Genomic DNA, 18,098 nt, shown 5'->3' with positions numbered 1-18,098 from the left:
GAGGCCGACATGAAAACCCTGATTATTGCAGAACACGACAACCAGACACTGAAGGGTGCCACCCTGTCCGCCCTGAGTGCGGCCTCCCAATTGAATCAGCCGACCGATCTGCTGATTGCCGGCCAGGGTATTGATGCCCTGTGTGACAGTGCGACCCGACTGACCGGCTTAAACCAGGTACTGAAAATCGACAATAGCGCACTGGAGCACCCTCTGGCGGAACTGATCGCGCCACTGGTCCACCAACTGAGCGGGGCATACAGCCATATCCTGCTGACCTCTACCTCCTTCGGTAAAGATCTAGCACCGCGCATCGCTGCCCTGTGTGGTGTCAACCAGATCTCTGACATTATTACCATCATGGCCCCGGATACCTTTAAACGCCCGATCTATGCCGGCAACGCCATCGCCACGGTAAAAAGCCGTGAAAGCAGGCTGGTCATTACCCTGCGCAGCACGGCGTTTGCACCACTGAACAGCGAAGCTGGCAGTGCCTCCGTGACCACCCCGACAGTTGATCTACCCGAAGCCAAAGTCCGCTTTATCCGCCAGAGTGTAAGCGCGTCCGACCGGCCTGAGCTGAGCAGTGCCGAGATTGTAGTATCCGGTGGCCGCGCCCTTGGCTCCAAAGAAAACTTTGACCTGATCTATCAACTGGCGGACACATTGGGCGCTGCGGTGGGTGCATCCCGCGCCGCCGTGGACAGCGGCTATGTCGCCAACGACCTGCAGGTTGGTCAGACCGGTCAGATGGTGGCTCCGAAGCTGTACATAGCCGTGGGAATTTCCGGCGCTATTCAACACCTAGCCGGCATGAAGGAGTCCGGCACCATCGTGGCCATCAACAAGGACGAGGAAGCACCAATTTTCGGCGTGGCCGATTATGGCCTGGTGGGTGATCTGTTCGACCTTGTGCCGGAGCTGACCAGCAAGCTCTGAGCATCCCGATAAGCTTTTGGTGGCGCGCCGGCAATCTGTGCCGTCTGGGCCGGCACGCCGCCTTTTTTCGCTGCCACAGGCAGGACTGAGAGACAAATATGAGCATCTACAACGCCCCTCTGCAAGACACCCGTTTTGTGCTGGAACAATTGGTCGAACTGGATCGGCTTTGTGCCGAATTGCAACTGGATGAAATCAACACTGAGCTGGCGAATGTGATTGTCGAAGAAGCCGGCAAACTGGCCAGTGATGTACTGGCCCCCCTGAACAGCCAGGGCGATAAAAACGGTACCCGGCTGGAAGATGGCAAGGTACTGGAAAGTGCCGGTTTTGCCGAGGCTTATCAGCAGTTTATGGAAAACGGCTGGGCCACCCTCACCGCGCCTTTAGCATTTGGCGGCCAGGGGCTGCCCAATGTAATCGGTACCGCAGTCAATGAACTGTGGCACGCTGCCAATATGTCATTCGCCCTCTGTCCGATGCTGAGCCAGGGAGCTGTGGAAGCACTGATTGCCCATGGCAGTGAAACACTGCAGCAGCAATACCTGCCCCGGCTGATCAGCGGCGAGTGGACCGGCACCATGAACCTGACCGAACCCAACGCCGGGTCTGATCTGGCTGCGGTGGCCGCCAGGGCGGTACCTGAAGCTGATTACTACCGGATCAGCGGACAAAAAATCTTTATCACCTGGGGCGATCACCAGATGACACCGAATATCGTGCATCTGGTACTGGCACGCCTGCCGGACGCACCAGCCGGAGTTAAAGGGATCTCCCTGTTTATCGTGCCCAAGTTTCTGCTGGACGACAATGGTGAACCGGGTGAGCTGAATGATGCCCACTGTATCTCGCTGGAACATAAGATGGGCATCCACGCCAGTCCTACCTGCACCATGAGCTTTGGTGATAATGGCGGTGCCATCGGTTATCTGGTGGGCGAAGCCAACAAAGGCCTCAGCTACATGTTCACTATGATGAACCATGCCCGCCAGAGCGTTGGTCTACAGGGTCTGTCGATATCAGAACGGGCTTATCAGCAGGCGCTGTTATTCTCTCAAGAACGCCTGCAGGGCAACCGACCTGACGGCAGCAAAATACCAATTATTGAACATGCTGATGTACGCCGCATGCTGATGGCCATGAAGTCCGGTTGTGAAGCGATGCGAGCACTGGCGCTGATCGCCGCCGCAGAGGTCGACCTCAGTCACAGCAGTAATGACAGTGCTGCCAGAGCCAAACCGCGGGCGGAGCTGCTCACCCCGATTGTCAAAGGCTGGATGACTGAACTGGCACAAGAGCTCACCTCACTGAATATTCAGGTGCATGGCGGCATGGGTTTTGTGGAAGAAACCGGCGCCGCCCAGCACTACCGTGACGCCCGCATTCTGCCCATCTATGAAGGCACCACCGGCATTCAGGCACTGGATCTGATCGGCCGTAAAACCCTGTCGGATCAGGGTCAGGCACTTATCGACCTGCTGCAGGAGATGCTGACCACTGCAGAAATCCTGTCGGCTAGTGATAATAAAACGCTGCACCAGCTGGGGAGCAAATTGAGCAATGCCATCCAACAGGCTGAGGCGGCAAAAGCCTGGGTTCTGAGCAACGCTGGCAACCGTCAGCAGGCGGGCTGTGTCAGCTACGACTTCCTGATGCTGATGGGTTATCTGTGCGGTGGCTGGCTACTGGCCCGCTCCGCCCTGCAGGCTGCCGCGCTTGAGGCAACAGACAACGCGTACGGTGATGCTTTCCTGCAGGCAAAACAATCGATCGCTCTATTCTACGCTCAACACTACCTGCCTCGGGTCGGTCAACACGCCGAAATCCTTAGTAGCGGCCTGTCGGCAACCTTTGCCCTGACTGTGGAACAGCTCTGAGGACATCCTGATGGACTATGAAGTAATGCAATTTGATGTGCTGATTGTCGGTGCCGGGCCTGCAGGCCTCGCCGCCGCCTGTCGACTCAAACAACTGGCGAATGACAACGACCAGGCACTGAGTGTCTGTGTGGTAGAAAAAGGCTCTGAAGTCGGTGCCCATATTCTCTCCGGCGCGGTGATTGACCCCAAAGCACTAGAGGAACTCTTCCCTGACTGGCAGGAGCGGGGCGCACCCCTGACCACACCCGCCGCCACCGACCAGATCGTCCTGCTACGTAACGAAAAATCCGCTGTCACCCTGCCCAATTGGTTGGCGCCGAAAACCATGCACAATGACGGCTGTTATATCGCCAGTCTAGGTAATCTGTGCCGCTGGCTAGCGGAGCAGGCAGAGGCTCTGGGTGTAGAAATTTTCCCGGGTTTCCCAGCCGCCGAAGTGTTGTATGACGACAACAATCAGGTCAAGGGAGTGCTCACCGGCGAGATGGGCGTGAGTGCTGACCGTGAGCCGAAGGACGCCTATGTGCCCAGCATGGCGCTGGAGGCTAAATTCACGCTGTTTGCCGAAGGCTGTCGCGGCCATCTGGGCAAAGAGTTGATCAGTCATTATCAGCTGGATAAAGGGCGCGACCCGCAACATTATGCTATCGGCCTCAAAGAGCTGTGGGATATTGATCCGGCCAGACACCAGCCGGGGCTGGTGATTCATGGCAGTGGCTGGCCGCTGGAAGGTGATGCCAGCGGCGGATTCTTCCTCTACCATGCAGAAAACAATCAGGTAGCAGTGGGTCTGATCATCGACCTGAACTACAGCAACCCCTGGCTGAGCCCGTTCGAAGAGTTCCAGCGACTGAAACACCACCCATTGCTGGCACAGTATCTAGAAGGCGGCAAACGGGTTTCCTATGGTGCCAGAGCCATCACCAAAGGCGGCTTTAATGCCCTGCCGGAGATGACGTTTCCCGGCGGCCTGCTGATCGGCTGTGACGCCGGCACACTGAATTTTTCCCGCATCAAGGGCACCCATACCGCCATGAAATCCGGCATGCTGGCAGCAGAAGCGGTCATTGAAGCACTGCAGAATGATAGCGGTACCGCAACCGGCTACTGCCCGCGTTATCGTAATAGCTGGCTGTATGACGAGCTGTTCAGTTCACGTAACTTCGGCCCGGCTTTGCACCGCTTCGGCCCGCTGCTGGGGGGCGCATTCAATACACTGGATCAGAACATTTTCCGTGGTCGCCTGCCGCTGACTCTGCATGACGGCAATGAAGATCATGCCCAGATGCGTGAAGCCGCCGTCAGCAAGGCGATCTTTTATCCGAAGCCTGACGGCAGGCTGTCATTCGACAAGCTGTCCTCGGTGTACCTGTCCAATACCAACCATGAAGAAGATCAGCCCTGCCATCTGCAACTGGCGCAGCCCGAGCTACCGCTGACCGTCAACATCCCGCTGTATGAAGAACCGGCGCAGCGTTATTGTCCGGCCGGGGTGTATGAAGTGGTGGAGGAGGATCAGGGCAAGCGACTGCAGATCAATGCGCAGAACTGTCTGCACTGCAAAACCTGTGACATCAAGGACCCCAACCAGAATATCCGCTGGATCACGCCAGAGGGCGGTGGCGGTCCCAATTATCCGAATATGTAGCCACTCTGCTATGTAGCCCTTGGCACTGTAGTTCCACGCTGTACTTGTATATTTAACTCTGGCTCGGTGCCTTTTCGCCCTCCTTCTGGAGGGCTTTTTTTATCCAGTCGCAGTGGCGTCTTGGTCATTCAAGCAAACCACGCTCAAAGGCATACCGCGCCAGAGCAGCGGTAGTCTGCAGGTCCAGTTTCTGTTTAATATTCAGGCGGTGGGTTTCCACGGTTCTGACCGAGATCGACAATTGCCGGGCAATCTCTTTGTTGCTCAAGCCTTCGGCAATAGATTTCAGCACATCGTTTTCTCGCGGTGTCAGCAGGTCAGGTTTAGGCGCTGTCTCTGCCGGTTCCAAGGCAGCGGCATTAAACAGGGTTTGGGAGACACCAGAACTGAAATAGCTGGCACCGGTAGAGACCGTCTGGATGGCGTTGATCAGCTCCCGTGACGACACATCCTTTAAGACATAACCGCTGGCACCACAACGTACCAGTTTCATTATGTATTCGCGATCGTCATGCATGCTCAGAATCAGTACCTTGATCTGCGGAAGCTGCTCCCGAAAGCGTTCAGTCGCCTCAAACCCGTTCATAACCGGCATTGAGATATCCATCAACACCACATCGGGCTGCAGTTCCGCTGCCAGCTCGAGCGCTTGCTGGCCATTATTGGCCATACCCACGACCTGCACTGTTGCTTCCTGCTCCAGCCGGGCATTAATGCCATCCAGCACCAGCGGATGGTCATCCACCAACAGGATCCGAACTAACTCATCTGTCATTGATTCTGCCCCTTCATAACACGCTAAAACCAGCCCGCAATGTTGTACCCTGCCCGGGTTTGCTCTGTAGATGAAATACGCCACTCAGCAGCTCGGTACGTTCGCGCATATTCAACAGGCCAATGCCATCGCCTGAAGCTGCTGCGGACGAAAAACCCTGGCCGTTGTCTTTAATCTCCAGCCACACTTCACCGTCCTCCGGCCAGATGGTCAGGCTAACGTCAGTGGCACCGGAGTGACGCTCAATATTGGTCAGCGCCTCCTGTGCCATTCGATAGAGCGTGATCTCAATATCATCAGGTAGACGGGTATCAGGCAATACCAGTTTGACCCGAGGCGCGATATGCGTACGCAACGAAAAATCATTCAGCATACTTTGCAAGGCAGATTCCAGGCCCAGGTCATCCAGTAACATGGGACGCAGGTCATGGGATAGACGGCGCACCTCCTGAATTGTCTGGTCCAGCACCCGGTGCGCAGTTTCCAGGTCCTGAGTCGCCGAGTCCTGGCCGCCTTGCAGTTTTTCCAGCGCCAGCTCAATACGAAATTTAACCGACACCATCAACTGATTGATGCCATCATGCAGTTCACGGGCAAAGTTTCGCCGCTGGGCGACTTGAAACTGCACATAGCGGTGCGCCATATCCCGCAGGCTTTTGTCTGCCAGCTGCGTGGCATGGATATTAATAGCCACCCCGATCAGCGCGATGACAACCAATGTGGCAGCAAGAATCGCCAGCACCGTGAAAAAAGTATTGCGGATATTCTGGGTCACCTTTAAGCGGATAGACGCCACCTCTTTGGCGATATCATCAATGTACAACCCGGTACCCATCATCCAGTTAAATTTGGGAATCAACACCACATAGCTGAGTTTATCTTCAAGATCGCCACGGGAGGGCTTTTCCCACAGGTAACGGAAGAAACCGCCACCCTCACTCGCCAGCCGCAACAGGTTGCGAATCACATACCTGCCATCCCGGTCCTGCAGATCGTAGAGGTTAAGACCTACCAGCTCAGGTTGCACCGGATGCACCAGGTTGACGCCCTCTGCGGTATACATAAAGAAATAACCATCATCACCATAGTTCAGATTATTCAGGATACGCTTCAGTTCTGCTTCTGCTGCCGCATCGCCTGGTTCAGCATTCGCCACAACAGGGGCAATGGCATTCATAGCCATATCAACGTAATTCATCAGCTCATTACGCTTGGAACTCAGCAGGTTCTCCTCAAAAGTCTGGATCTCCTGCTCAGACAGATGCCGTGCCTGATTCATACTGATCATGGTCACTACCACCGTGACCAGCGTCAGCGGCAGAATCGCCAGCAACAGGATTTTGGTTCTTAACGAAGTGGCAATGTTGGACATCTTCTGCTGTCTTTTATTATCAGAGGCTGTTTTAGTCATTATATAGATTCACTGAGGAACCGGGTTATGCATCTTTGGCAACAGGCCGTCCAGATCAGACAGGCAGCCCTGAATAGTGGCGCCCTGCTCAGCCTACCCGCGACAAGCCTGGCACTCACCGAACACGGCCTTAACTGGGTGGTACGCATTCTGCAAACGCTGAAATTAAAAGAGACTCCGGCTGATACCAACAGCATCAGAAGCAACCCATTTTTACCGCCAGAACCTGCACTGACAGTGACGAAAATCGGCAACAGTCACCTGTGCGTACTCAACAAATACAATGTATTTGATCTGCACCTGTTATTGGTAACACCCACTTTTGTCCCCCAGTCTCAGGCGCTGGATCTGGCAGATTTCAGTGCCCTGTTTGCCTGCCTGCAACAGCAAGAGGCCCTGGCGTTTTATAACAGCGGCCCGATAGCAGGTGCCAGCCAGCCACATAAACATCTGCAACTTGTTGCGCTATCCGACAGCAACACCCTGCCTTTTGCACCACAGCTGACGGCCTTAAATGACCAAGTACCACGTCAGCTCAAGAACCTGCCGTTTACGCATGCAGCCGTCGCTCTGCCAACTGAGTTGTTTAACATGTCTGTCTCAGAAGCGGGTCAGCAATTGCTGCAGCTCTATGACCGCCTGCGCATGACACTGGGGATAGAGGTCAGCGAAAATGCAATAGAAAAGCCCTATAACCTGCTACTGACACGGCAGTGGCTGATGCTGGTGCCACGCCAGAGAGAAAGTGTTATGGGGATCTCGTTCAATGCCCTGGCGTTCACCGGATCACTGCTGGTGCAAGACCGGACTCAGGTAAAACAACTGCAGGACGCCGGACTGGCCAGCACCCTGCAGTTGATTAGTGGTTGATCAGGTCAGGCCATAGAAGCTTGGGAAGACCAAAATCGTAATCACCACTGCGACCTGCATCAGGATGAAAGGCACTACACCCCGGTATATATCCAGGGTTCTGACCTCAGGCGGAGAAACCCCTTTGAGATAGAACAGACTGAAACCAAAGGGCGGCGTCAGGAAACTGGTCTGCAGGTTCATGGCAATCAGAATCGCAAACCATACCGGCGCAATGCCCAACAGGTCTGCCACCGGCGCCAGAATCGGCACGATGATAAAGCTGATCTCAACAAAGTCGATAAAGAAGCCCAGAACCAGAATAGCCAGCATCGACAGCAGCAGGAAGCCTGTCGCGCCACCTGGCAAGTCAGACAAAATTTCCTCAACAATGTAATCCCCGCCGGTATAGGTAAATGCCATAGAGAACGCTGTAGCCCCGAGCAAAATGGCGAACACCATGGCCGTGACCTTAACCGTTTCTGTGGCAGACTCCATCACCATCTTCCAACTGAACTGACGATAGAGCAACGCCAGAACCAAAGCACCCACCCCCCCCAGCGCGGAAGACTCTGTCGGCGTCGCAATCCCCGCAAAGATAGAACCCAGTACCACCAAGATCAGTGCCAACGGCGGAATAATCGCGATCAGTGCTTTACGATACTGCTGTGCCTTGTTGGCCACATCATCATCCATCGGCATCGCAGGAGCAGCTTCAGGTTTGAGATAGGTATAGGCCAGAATATAGATGATATAGACACCAATCAGTACCGCTCCCGGTCCAATGGCTGCCTTAAACAGGTCTCCCACCGGAATCCCCAGTACATCCCCCAGAATAATCAAAATAATGGAGGGCGGAATAATCTGGCCCAGGGTGCCTGAAGCACAGATAGTGCCGCAGGCCAGCTTTTTGTCATAATTGTATTTCAGCATAACCGGTAGGGAGATCAGGCCCATAGCCACTACCGAAGCACCGACCACACCAGTTGACGCTGCCAGTAGCGCACCCACCAGCACGGTGGAGATTGCCAGACCACCTCGTACCCCGCCAAACAGTTTACCCATTGACTCCAACAGCTGTTCGGCCAGTTTGGTTTTCTGCAACACTAGGCCCATGAAAATAAACAGCGGCACTGCCATCAATACCGTATTTTCCATGATGCTCTGAATACGAAACGGCATGAAGGCGAAGATATCCGGGCCTTCGGCAAACACACCAAAAATCAGGGCAACACCACCAAAGGTAAATGCTACCGGAAAGCCCACCAGCAACAGCACGAGGGCAACAAAAAACATCACAATACCGATCATGTTTGTGCTCCTTACTGTTGTGGGGCTTCGTAATGGTCCTGCTGACGCAGACCAAGCAATACGTTAATTGACTTGACCAGCAAACCAATCCCGCTGATCAGCATCGCCAGAAAAGAGAAGGGAATCACAGCCTTGATAATCCAGCGGTAAGGCAAACCGCCCGGATCACCCGAGGTCTCGCCGAGGTTATAGGACTCCAGCGCAAAGTCGTAGCCATACCATGCAACCAGCCCACAGAAAGGCAACAGCAGAATCAGTGTCCCGCCAATATCCACCCAGGCTTGTTTTTTATCGCTCAAACGCTCATAAATCAGATCCACCCGGACATGGCCACCGGCGCGTAGGGTATAGGGAACACCCAATAGAAACACCGCAGCATACAGGTGCCATTCCAATTCTTGCATACCGATGGATACATCATTAAACGCATAACGCATCACAACATCGATAAACACGTTGAACAGCATCAGCACAAAGAGTACTGCGGAGATCTTCCCCAGTAGATCGGAAAACCGGTTGATAAAATCTTCCAGTCGCAACATCGACATCACCATTTCTGACGAGTTGTTAAAAAACGAACGGGAGGCTCTTGTGGAGCCTCCCGGATGCCTGATCAGCTTCAGTCAGACAGACTGTTGAGGTAAGCACGGTCTGAAATATCAGTCCAGGCACGGGCTTTCTGCATATACGCGGCCTGAGAGTCGAGAATTTTCTTGGCCATTGGGTCTTCTGCTGCTTTCTCAGCCAACAGCTCATCGTTGGCCTTACGCATAGCAGCAATTACATCTTTCGGGAAAGTTTTAACCTGAATATTCGGAAATTCCTGCTTCATGGTTGCCCAGTTTTCTGCAGAGTCGTGGTAGGACTGGGTGTACATATCATACGCAGCAGTACGCATGGAGATACGCAGAATCTCCTGCAGGTCAGCTGGCAATTTTTCCCAAACACGCGTGTTGATCAGGAACTGCAGTTCAGTTGCAGGCTCATGCCAACCGGTGTAGTAGTACGGTGAAATCTTGTGGAAACCCATACGCAGGTCAAGGGATGGACCTACCCATTCCAGCGCATCAATAGTACGGCGCTCAAGGGCAGTGTACAGCTCACCCGGGGCAATATTGGTGGGTTTTGCACCCAGTTTCGCCAGCACTTCCCCAGCAAAACCTGGAATACGCATTTTCAAGCCCTGCAGGTCTTCCAGAGAGTTAATCTCTTTCTGGAACCAGCCACCCATCTGGTTACCGGTGTTACCACCCGGGAATGAGAGCAGGCCAAATTCACCATAGACCTCATTCATCAGCTCCATACCGCCACCGTAATAGAACCAGCCGTACTGCTCAGGCGCAGTCATACCAAACGGCATAGTGGTGAAGTACAGGGTGTTAGGGACTTTACCCTTCCAGTAATAAGAGGCAGAGTGGCCCATGTCATATTGGCCGGAGCGCACCATATCAAACACACCAAACGCTGACTTATGCTTGTTGGCAGAGTCGATGGTGATCTTCAGGCGACCATTGGACATCTTTTCCGCCATCGCCGCCATGTTCTTGGTCGCATCACCAAATACAGGGAAATTGGTTGGCCAGGTTTCAGCCAGTTTCAGACGATAGGTTTTTTCAGCCATCGCCAGCGGGCTTGCCAGTACTGCAGCGCAGGCGGCCACAGCAGCAAGTTTTTTAACCATCTTCAGTTTAAACATTGTTATTGTTTTCCTCTTGTCTCACTCTGGATTGATCACCGCCTGTTGGCTCTGCTTATTCACAGTAGGTGTGATCGCTTGCTTAAAACATAATAGTCTAAGTCTGGCACATTCTTAGCGCATTCACATGCGCACTAACCCGCTGGATTCGCTACGAGAAAGCCCTTAAACCAAAAGTTTAAGGCTACGTAATAATACGTAGATTACGCCGGAGAAGGCGAAACCAGATATGCCCGTTTTTTTGGTAATCGCAGTTGAGATTAATATGCGCATCAAATGCACTGTAATTTTTTTAAACGCCGCTATAACAAGGTATATGGGGCTACCTTCAGCGCCCCAACAATCTGGTTTTAGATTACGCGTGTATGCATCTAATAAAGAGTTATCAGTGAAACAACAAGACAATTAAAAAAACACCCGAGCCACTTGCCTGATTCTGCAAGGTACTGATGTTAAAGATAATTTTAGTCAGGGCACGCCTCGCATAAATATCAATCTGATGAGCGACTCACGAAAAGTCTGGGCAGTCGGTTCAACGCGGCCACCCTGCGTTCGTCCCAAGGGTGCGCATAACTGATTCGCAGGCAGTTTTTGAACTGGCCAGAGACAGAAAACAGCGGGCCCGGAGTGATCACGACCCCCTGTTCCAGTGCTTTTGGATAGCTTGCCAGGGTATCGACGTTGGGCGGCAGCTCAACCCAGACGGCCAAACCGCCCATAGGAACACTAACACGTAACTCTGCAGACCAGGCATGCAACGAGGCGATGAGTCGGTCTCGACGCGCCCTCAACTCATTACGCTGACGACGCAGATGCGCGGTATAACTACCATCCGCCATAAAATCGGCCACCCCTTGCTGCAAGTAGCGACTGCTCGCTAATTGAGTGACCAGCTTCAGGTGCAGTATACGATCATGCCAGCGTGCGCCCGACACCCACCCCAATCGCAGATCACGTGACAGGCTCTTCGAAAAAGAGCTGCACAGGATCACGCGGTTTCCAGCATCCAGCGCCTTAAGCGGGTCAGGCACCGGGCCCAATGCGGTATCGGCGTAGATATCGTCTTCAATCACCGCCAAATCATGGTATTCAGCAAGCGTCAGCAATCGTTGTTTCGCCTCTACCGACATCAGTGCGCCACCCGGCGTTGCGAAGGCAGGCGACACGATACAGGCTTTCACCTGCCACCGCGCCAGCACCTCCTCCAGCGCATCAATATCCATACCGTTTGCTACGGAGGTCGGTACCTCGACCACCCTGAGTTCCAATTGTTCCAGCAGCTGCAGTACGCCATAGAATCCCGGCGATTCAACCGCAACCACATCACCACGCTCACAACATGCCATTAGCGCCAGGAACAGCGCATGCTGACAGCCAGAGGTGGTACAGAGTTGATCCGGTGGTACCGCCCAGCCGCGCCGGGCATGATGCATCGACAGCTGCTCACGCAAACCAACATCCCCCGCCGGTTCATCGTAATACTGGAAATCATCACCGCGCTGACGACGCAACGAACGCCCTATCGCGCGATTCAGGGCAACGATACCCGGTGGCAGGTCACCGGCATGCAGATCAGGCAACAAATCAAATGCAGCACTGCGACGCATAATATCGAGCAACAGGTCACTGACGTTTACCGGGCGCGGCGCTTCAATGCTCACCCTGCTAACCGGTTGCTTTACCACGCTGGGCTGAAACGTAACAAAGTAGCCCGCCTTGGGACGCGCTTCCACCGCCCCCTGTGCCTCCAAGCGCTGCAGGGCATGCTGTACTGTCGCCTTGGATAGGTTCTGTTCCCGACATAGATTACGGATCGAAGGCAGGCGTTCACCCAGCCGCCAACGCTGCTGCTGAATACCTTGCAACAACCAGTTTTCAAGCTGCTGGTAGCGGTAGTCTGACGTCATTTAAATTACCCACACAATCTGTACCTATTGTTTTTATTATTTTTATACCTGATCCCATTCTTATCACAAGCGTAATCTGCTCCCAGTTTAAAAACTTAGGAGGTTCCTCCGCATGGAAAAAATACCGATTGTGCAAGACTACACGCCACCTTTTGCTCAGGATGGGAAGTTTTATGTCCGGTTAACGGAAGGTCGCTTCCAGAACCTGCGCCGCCTGACAAGCTGGCCGATGATCGCGTTGTTCTTCGGCCTGGCCTGGGTTCAAGTCGACGGCCAGCCTTGGCTGCTGTTCTCCTTCGCGCAACGTCGGATCATCTTGTTTAGCAACGCCCTCTCCTGGCACGATCTGCCCTTATTGGCTGGACTGATGATCGCCGGTGCATGTTTGCTGTTTTTCATGGCCGTAGCCTGGGGCCGGGTCTGGTGCGGTTTTGCCTGCCCGCAAAGTATCTGGACCTGGCTATTCATCCGAATTGAGGACTTCACCGAAGGCCGGGCCAGCCAACGTGCCCGCGACGAGAGCCAGCCATTGCGCGGCGAGCGATTGTTGCGACGAATCACCAAACACCTGCTTTGGATAGGCCTGGCAACAATCACCGCACTTACCTTTACCGGCTATTTCATCCCGATCAGGCAGATTCTGGCCGACGCCAGTCAGTTACAGCTTTCCGCAGCCCTATCCGGCTGGATCATAATTATGGCCGGACTCACCTACGCCAATGCAGGCCTCGTGCGTGAAAAAATCTGCCTGCATGCCTGTCCCTACTCCCGGTTTCAGAGCGTGATGTTCGATTCAGATACACGTAGCGTGAGTTATGACAAGCATCGTGGGGAACCCCGTGCCCACCTGCGGAATGCCGCTGCCAATAGCGGCGACTGTGTCGATTGCGGACTCTGCGTACAGGCTTGTCCCACCGGTATTGATATCCGTGATGGGCTGCAGGCAGCGTGTATCGACTGCGCTGCCTGTATCGATGCCTGCGACAACGTCATGGAACAATTGAACCGCCCCAAGGGTTTGATACGTTTTGCTTCGGAATCGCAGCTCGAGGGCAACCACTCACCCTTGATACGTTCTCGCCTGGCGGGATACGGCATCATGATGATCGCCGCCTGCAGTGCTGTGCTTTATGGCTTTACAGACACCACCAAACTGCTGGTTGAAATTCGCCGGGACCGTGGTGCCTTGTTCATCCAACTAGACCAACACACAGTCTGTAATAACTATCGTATCAAGGTTGAAGGATTTACCAGCGGACAGGACCAGATCGCAATTTCCCTCGCCAACCCTACGCAGTTCGCACTCTTTGGTCCTACCACCATAGACCTGGCCGACAGCAACTCAACCTGGCTGCCATACCGGGTCTGTGCCCGGAATTTAGCGCAGCCAAGAGCGGAGCTGACTTTCAATTTCCAGGGAAAGGCGGGTACCGCATCCAAAGCCACCACCTTCCTGACCAAATCCATCTAGGTTGAAAAACTGAATATTTCAGCCAAGCCAAACATATCAACGCCAACGACTGTGCCCCTGTCACCGGGGGCATAGTCCGAGGGGACCTTCCCAAAGTATCCTGACCCTTCAATGATGCAGCAGGCCGTGCCTGTATGGAAAACGCCCGACAAAACAATACGCTCAGTTGAACACCAGACGATATACCCCAAAGGACATTAACTCCGGTTCATCATTGCAGCGCCCCTTCAGCCAAATCGTTTGTGTGCTATACCTGACAGCAGTTCATAGCCCTTTAGGAGTTGCATGTTTTCTTCATTACTAGCCAGTAGTATCGCCTTCAGCGTAGCTTCCGTAGCCATCATTATCGCGGGCAGTAAACTTGCTCGGCAGGCTGACAAATTAGCGGATCAAACCGGTTTGGGCGAAGCAATCTTCGGCGTTGTGCTGCTGGCCGGGGTGACGTCGTTGCCCGACTTCGCTGCGACCCTGAGCGCAGCACTCGCTGCCCGTCCCGACTTGGCCATGAGTAACGTGATGGGCAGCATGGCGGTTAACCTGGCTTTTCTGGGTGTGGCTGACATTGCCTACCGTAAAGCCAATCTGGAGCATGCCGCCGCCTCCCCCATCAACCTAATGCTGGCGGGCTTGCTGATTGTCTTGCTGACATTACCCTTGCTCGCCGTTTTTACACCTACAATCAACCAATGGGGCATACATCCCGTTACCCCCCTTATTATCATCGCTTATCTGTTTGGGCTGCACCTTGTACATCGCACACGGGCGAACCCCATGTGGTTTCCACGGCAAACCCACCAAACCGTTTCGGATGAACCCGACACAGCACATCACGGCAGTTCTACCACGGCATGGCTTGGCTTTATCGCGATGGCTGTCCTGACCGGGCTGGCCGGCTGGGTGTTGATGGAAGCCGCCAAAGCTATCGCCGACCAGACTGATCTATCCGACACACTGGTGGGCGGATTGCTCACTGCGCTGGCAACGTCAACACCGGAATTAGTAACCACCATTGCAGCCATTCGCATTGGCGCCCTGACGTTGGCCGTCAGCAATATTTTCGGCACCAACTGTTTTAACATGCTGGTGGTCGCTGCTGCTGATGCCGGTTATGTGCAAGGTTCTATTTACCACGATATGGCACCGGTACAGATGACCTGGGGGCTGGTCAGTATTCTGATGACCGCTATCCTGCTGCTTGGGCTGGTAAGGCGACAAACCTATGGCATTGGCCGCATCGGCTTTGAGAGCGCTCTGATCCTGGGGGTATATGCGGTGGCACTGGGTGTCGTGGTTATGACGCAATGAACCACCTTCTGTCACCCGAATAAGTTAGCGGGCATTCGAACCCTACTCTCCCAGTGCGGCGTGCACTGTTTCGCACAGTTTTGTGCCTAGACCTGCTCAACCCTTGGGCACACGACAGCACCAGCCAGTCGACTTCAAGCCACACTCAATCCATTCTGTACTGGGGTATCTGTGGTCAATCCAGCTGATATTCATGTGCTAATCTACATGGGCCGTTGAGAATGCATCGGTCTACGAAAACGATGGAGGTAGTCATGAGTTCAACAATAACAGCTTCAGGCAACTGCTTATGTGGTGCAGTGACGGTTGAAGCAGCCTCCATGTCCACGGATATTGCCAGCTGTCACTGCAACATTTGCCGGAAATGGGGCGGCGGGCCACTGATGGCAGTGGACTGCGCCACTGAGGTCACCATCAAAGGTCAGGATAGCATCAAGGTATTTGCCACCTCCGACTGGGCGGAAAGAGGCTTTTGCGCTAAGTGCGGCACCCATCTGTTTTTCCGGCTCAAGGAATCGGGTCAGTACATCATTCCGGTCGGTCTGTTCGATCAACAGGCACCACTGCATTTCGGTCTACAGATTTTTGTCGATGAAAAACCGGATTACTATGCATTTGGCAATCCTACCAGCAACCTGACAGGGGCTGAGTTTTTCGCTCAGCTTACCGACCAGGACTGATTTGCCAGCAAGCCAACGTCAGAGTCGCGTTACTCTTTAAAGGTGTGCTGCTTCAGGCTTTGCAACTCATCGCGAAGTTTAGCGGCCTGCTCAAACTGCAAGTTTTTCGCCGCTTCATACATTTTATCTTCCAGCCGGTTGATCGCTTTGGCCAGCTCTTTGCTCGACATGGTCGCAGGATCCACGGCATATTCCGCTTCAGCTTCCGCCACTTTTTTGCTGCCACGGCCCACTTTACGGCCAGGTATGGTACTGGCCCCTTCCATAATATCTGCCACAGATTTAAGAATCGTCTGCGGTGTAATACCGTGTTCTTTGTTGTAGCTGACCTGTGCCTCACGCCGGCGTGCGGTTTCATCCATAGCTCGCTGCATAGAACCGGTGATGCGATCAGCATAAAGAATCGCCCGCCCCGCGACATTACGCGCGGCCCGGCCAATGGTCTGAATCATGGAGGTTTCTGAGCGCAGGAAGCCCTCTTTATCCGCATCCAGAATCGCAACCAGCGAGACCTCTGGCATATCGATACCTTCCCGCAGCAAGTTGATACCCACCAGCACATCAAATTCACCAATTCGCAAGTCACGAATAATCTCTACCCGCTCTACGGTATCGATATCCGAGTGCAAGTAGCGCACTTTAACCCCATGCTCATCGAGGTATTCTGTCAGGTCTTCTGCCATGCGTTTGGTCAGTACTGTGACCACCACCCGCTCCTGCCTGGCGACGGTTTTATGAATCTCGGATAGCAAGTCATCCACCTGAGTGGTGGCTGGCCGCACCTCTACCAGCGGATCGACCAATCCGGTAGGCCGCACCAATTGCTCCACCACCTGTTGCTGGTTTGCTGCCTCGTATCGGCTTGGTGTAGCAGAAACAAAGATCGCCTGGGGTGAGGCATGCTCCCACTCTTCAAACTTCATTGGCCGGTTATCCAATGCCGATGGCAGACGAAAGCCATACTCCACCAGAGTTTCTTTACGAGAACGGTCACCACGGTACATGGCACCGATCTGCGGCACCGTGACATGAGATTCATCAATCACCAGCAGCGAATGATCCGGCAGGTAATCAAACAGGGTCGGCGGTGCTTCCCCTGGGTTGCGGCCTGACAGGTAGCGGGAATAGTTTTCGATGCCGTTGCAATAACCCAGCTCCATGATCATCTCCATGTCATAGAGGGTACGCTGTTCCAGGCGCTGAGCTTCCACCAGCTTATTGTTTTCCCGCAACTGCTCCAGGCGCTCGCGCAGTTCATCCTTAATTTTGTCCACTGCGCCCAGCAGTACATCCCGTGGTGTCACATAATGGGTTTTCGGATAAATAGTGGCACGGGGTACCTTGCGCAACACTTCACCAGTCAACGGATCGAAGTAGCTCAACTGCTCAACTTCCTCATCAAACAGCTCCACCCGCAGGGCTTCTTTCTCGGATTCCGCCGGGAAAATATCGATCACATCACCCCGCACCCGATAAGTACCGCGATGCAGTTCGGTTTCATTGCGGGTGTATTGCAATTCAGCCAACCGGCGCAGTACTGCTCGCTGGTCAATCATGCCGCCCCGGTCCAGATGCAGCATCATGCCCAGGTAAAGTTTTGGATCACCCAAACCGTAAATAGCGGATACCGTGGCCACGATAATGGCATCATCGCGCTCCAGCAGTGCTTTGGTGGCGGACAACCGCATCTGTTCTATATGTTCGTTAACTGAGGCATCTTTCTCGATAAAAGTATCAGAAGACGGCACATAAGCTTCCGGCTGGTAGTAATCGTAATACGAAACAAAGTACTCAACGGCGTTATCGGGAAAGAAGTCGCGGAATTCGCCATACAACTGGGCGGCCAGGGTTTTATTGTGCGCCATGATGATAGTTGGACGCTGTATCTGCGCAATCACATTGGCAATAGTGAAGGTCTTACCGGAACCGGTCACCCCCAGCAGAGTTTGTGCTGCCAGACCGGAATCAATACCGTCAACCAGTGCAGCAATCGCTGCAGGCTGATCCCCTGCTGGATCAAATTTAGAACTGACTTTAAAGCGCTGTTTCATGTCGTATGGCAGTACAAAAAAGGAATCAGCTAGTATACGCGGATTCAGGCTGATGTGTTCAGCTCCAATCGCGTAAAGCTGGGAAATTCCGGTAAAAATTGCTAGGTTAGCCCTATTTTGCAGATGCAAGAAACCCTGCTTTTACGCTATGATTACCGGTTGCGGGGGGCGAACG

The 18,098-nt window shown here is 53.7% G+C and carries 14 protein-coding genes; 7 read left to right on the top strand and 7 right to left on the bottom strand.

The features are described 5' to 3' along the window. The first annotated feature begins 9 nt into the window (after positions 1-9). From ACFVYJ_RS00890 to ACFVYJ_RS00880, 3 genes are all read left to right on the top strand, one after another. Positions 10-939, top strand: a complete 930-nt coding sequence (locus ACFVYJ_RS00890) for an electron transfer flavoprotein subunit alpha/FixB family protein (protein WP_419414295.1) — start codon at positions 10-12, stop codon at positions 937-939. Positions 940-1,037: 98 nt separating this feature from the next. Then, on the top strand, positions 1,038-2,816 hold the full coding sequence (locus ACFVYJ_RS00885) for an acyl-CoA dehydrogenase (protein ID WP_419414294.1): 1,779 nt from the start codon (positions 1,038-1,040) through the stop codon (positions 2,814-2,816). A 10-nt stretch (positions 2,817-2,826) separates the two neighbouring features. Next, positions 2,827-4,467 (top strand): electron transfer flavoprotein-ubiquinone oxidoreductase, encoded by a 1,641-nt coding sequence (locus ACFVYJ_RS00880; protein WP_419414293.1) that lies wholly within the window; start codon positions 2,827-2,829, stop codon positions 4,465-4,467. Positions 4,468-4,591: 124 nt separating this feature from the next. Here ACFVYJ_RS00880 and ACFVYJ_RS00875 read toward each other — a convergent pair whose 3' ends face one another. Together ACFVYJ_RS00875 and ACFVYJ_RS00870 are read right to left on the bottom strand one after the other, a co-directional pair. Then, a complete protein-coding gene (locus ACFVYJ_RS00875; protein WP_419414292.1) occupies positions 4,592-5,242 on the bottom strand; it encodes a response regulator in 651 nt (216 codons plus the stop codon). A gap of 13 nt (positions 5,243-5,255) precedes the next feature. After that, positions 5,256-6,614, bottom strand: coding sequence for a cache domain-containing protein (locus tag ACFVYJ_RS00870; RefSeq protein WP_419414291.1), 1,359 nt, complete (start codon positions 6,612-6,614; stop codon positions 5,256-5,258). Between the two features lie 66 nt (positions 6,615-6,680). Here ACFVYJ_RS00870 and ACFVYJ_RS00865 point away from each other — a divergent pair, with 66 nt between their 5' ends. Continuing rightward, complete coding sequence (locus ACFVYJ_RS00865) at positions 6,681-7,523, top strand: DUF4922 domain-containing protein (protein ID WP_419414290.1); 843 nt, start codon at positions 6,681-6,683, stop codon at positions 7,521-7,523. Here ACFVYJ_RS00865 and ACFVYJ_RS00860 read toward each other — a convergent pair whose 3' ends face one another. From ACFVYJ_RS00860 to ACFVYJ_RS00845, 4 genes are all read right to left on the bottom strand, one after another. Beyond that, a complete protein-coding gene (locus ACFVYJ_RS00860; RefSeq protein ID WP_419414289.1) occupies positions 7,524-8,813 on the bottom strand; it encodes a TRAP transporter large permease in 1,290 nt (429 codons plus the stop codon). A gap of 11 nt (positions 8,814-8,824) precedes the next feature. Next, complete coding sequence (locus tag ACFVYJ_RS00855) at positions 8,825-9,355, bottom strand: TRAP transporter small permease subunit (protein ID WP_419414288.1); 531 nt, start codon at positions 9,353-9,355, stop codon at positions 8,825-8,827. Between the two features lie 77 nt (positions 9,356-9,432). After that, the gene (locus ACFVYJ_RS00850) at positions 9,433-10,509 is read right to left on the bottom strand and encodes a TRAP transporter substrate-binding protein (RefSeq protein ID WP_419414287.1); all 1,077 of its coding nucleotides are present in this window, start codon (positions 10,507-10,509) and stop codon (positions 9,433-9,435) included. 491 nt (positions 10,510-11,000) lie between these two features. Further along, a complete protein-coding gene (locus ACFVYJ_RS00845) occupies positions 11,001-12,416 on the bottom strand; it encodes an aminotransferase-like domain-containing protein (RefSeq protein ID WP_419414286.1) in 1,416 nt (471 codons plus the stop codon). A 112-nt stretch (positions 12,417-12,528) separates the two neighbouring features. Between ACFVYJ_RS00845 and ccoG the strand changes: the two genes are divergently transcribed. The 3 genes from ccoG to ACFVYJ_RS00830 all read left to right on the top strand — a co-directional run bounded on the left by ccoG (position 12,529) and on the right by ACFVYJ_RS00830 (position 15,872). Further along, entirely contained in the window at positions 12,529-13,887 is a 1,359-nt protein-coding gene (gene ccoG / locus ACFVYJ_RS00840; RefSeq protein ID WP_419414285.1) for a cytochrome c oxidase accessory protein CcoG, read from the top strand. A 285-nt stretch (positions 13,888-14,172) separates the two neighbouring features. Beyond that, on the top strand, positions 14,173-15,192 hold the full coding sequence (locus tag ACFVYJ_RS00835) for a sodium:calcium antiporter (protein WP_419414284.1): 1,020 nt from the start codon (positions 14,173-14,175) through the stop codon (positions 15,190-15,192). A gap of 254 nt (positions 15,193-15,446) precedes the next feature. Further along, a complete protein-coding gene (locus ACFVYJ_RS00830; protein WP_419414283.1) occupies positions 15,447-15,872 on the top strand; it encodes a GFA family protein in 426 nt (141 codons plus the stop codon). A gap of 29 nt (positions 15,873-15,901) precedes the next feature. Here ACFVYJ_RS00830 and uvrB read toward each other — a convergent pair whose 3' ends face one another. Then, a complete protein-coding gene (gene uvrB, locus ACFVYJ_RS00825; RefSeq protein WP_419414282.1) occupies positions 15,902-17,923 on the bottom strand; it encodes an excinuclease ABC subunit UvrB in 2,022 nt (673 codons plus the stop codon). Positions 17,924-18,098 lie beyond the last annotated feature (175 nt).

It is taken from the genome of Pontibacter sp. JAM-7, assembly GCF_048548695.2.
GTDB lineage: Bacteria > Pseudomonadota > Gammaproteobacteria > Pseudomonadales > Balneatricaceae > Neptuniibacter.
This window is presented reverse-complemented; position numbering and strand designations above follow the sequence as displayed.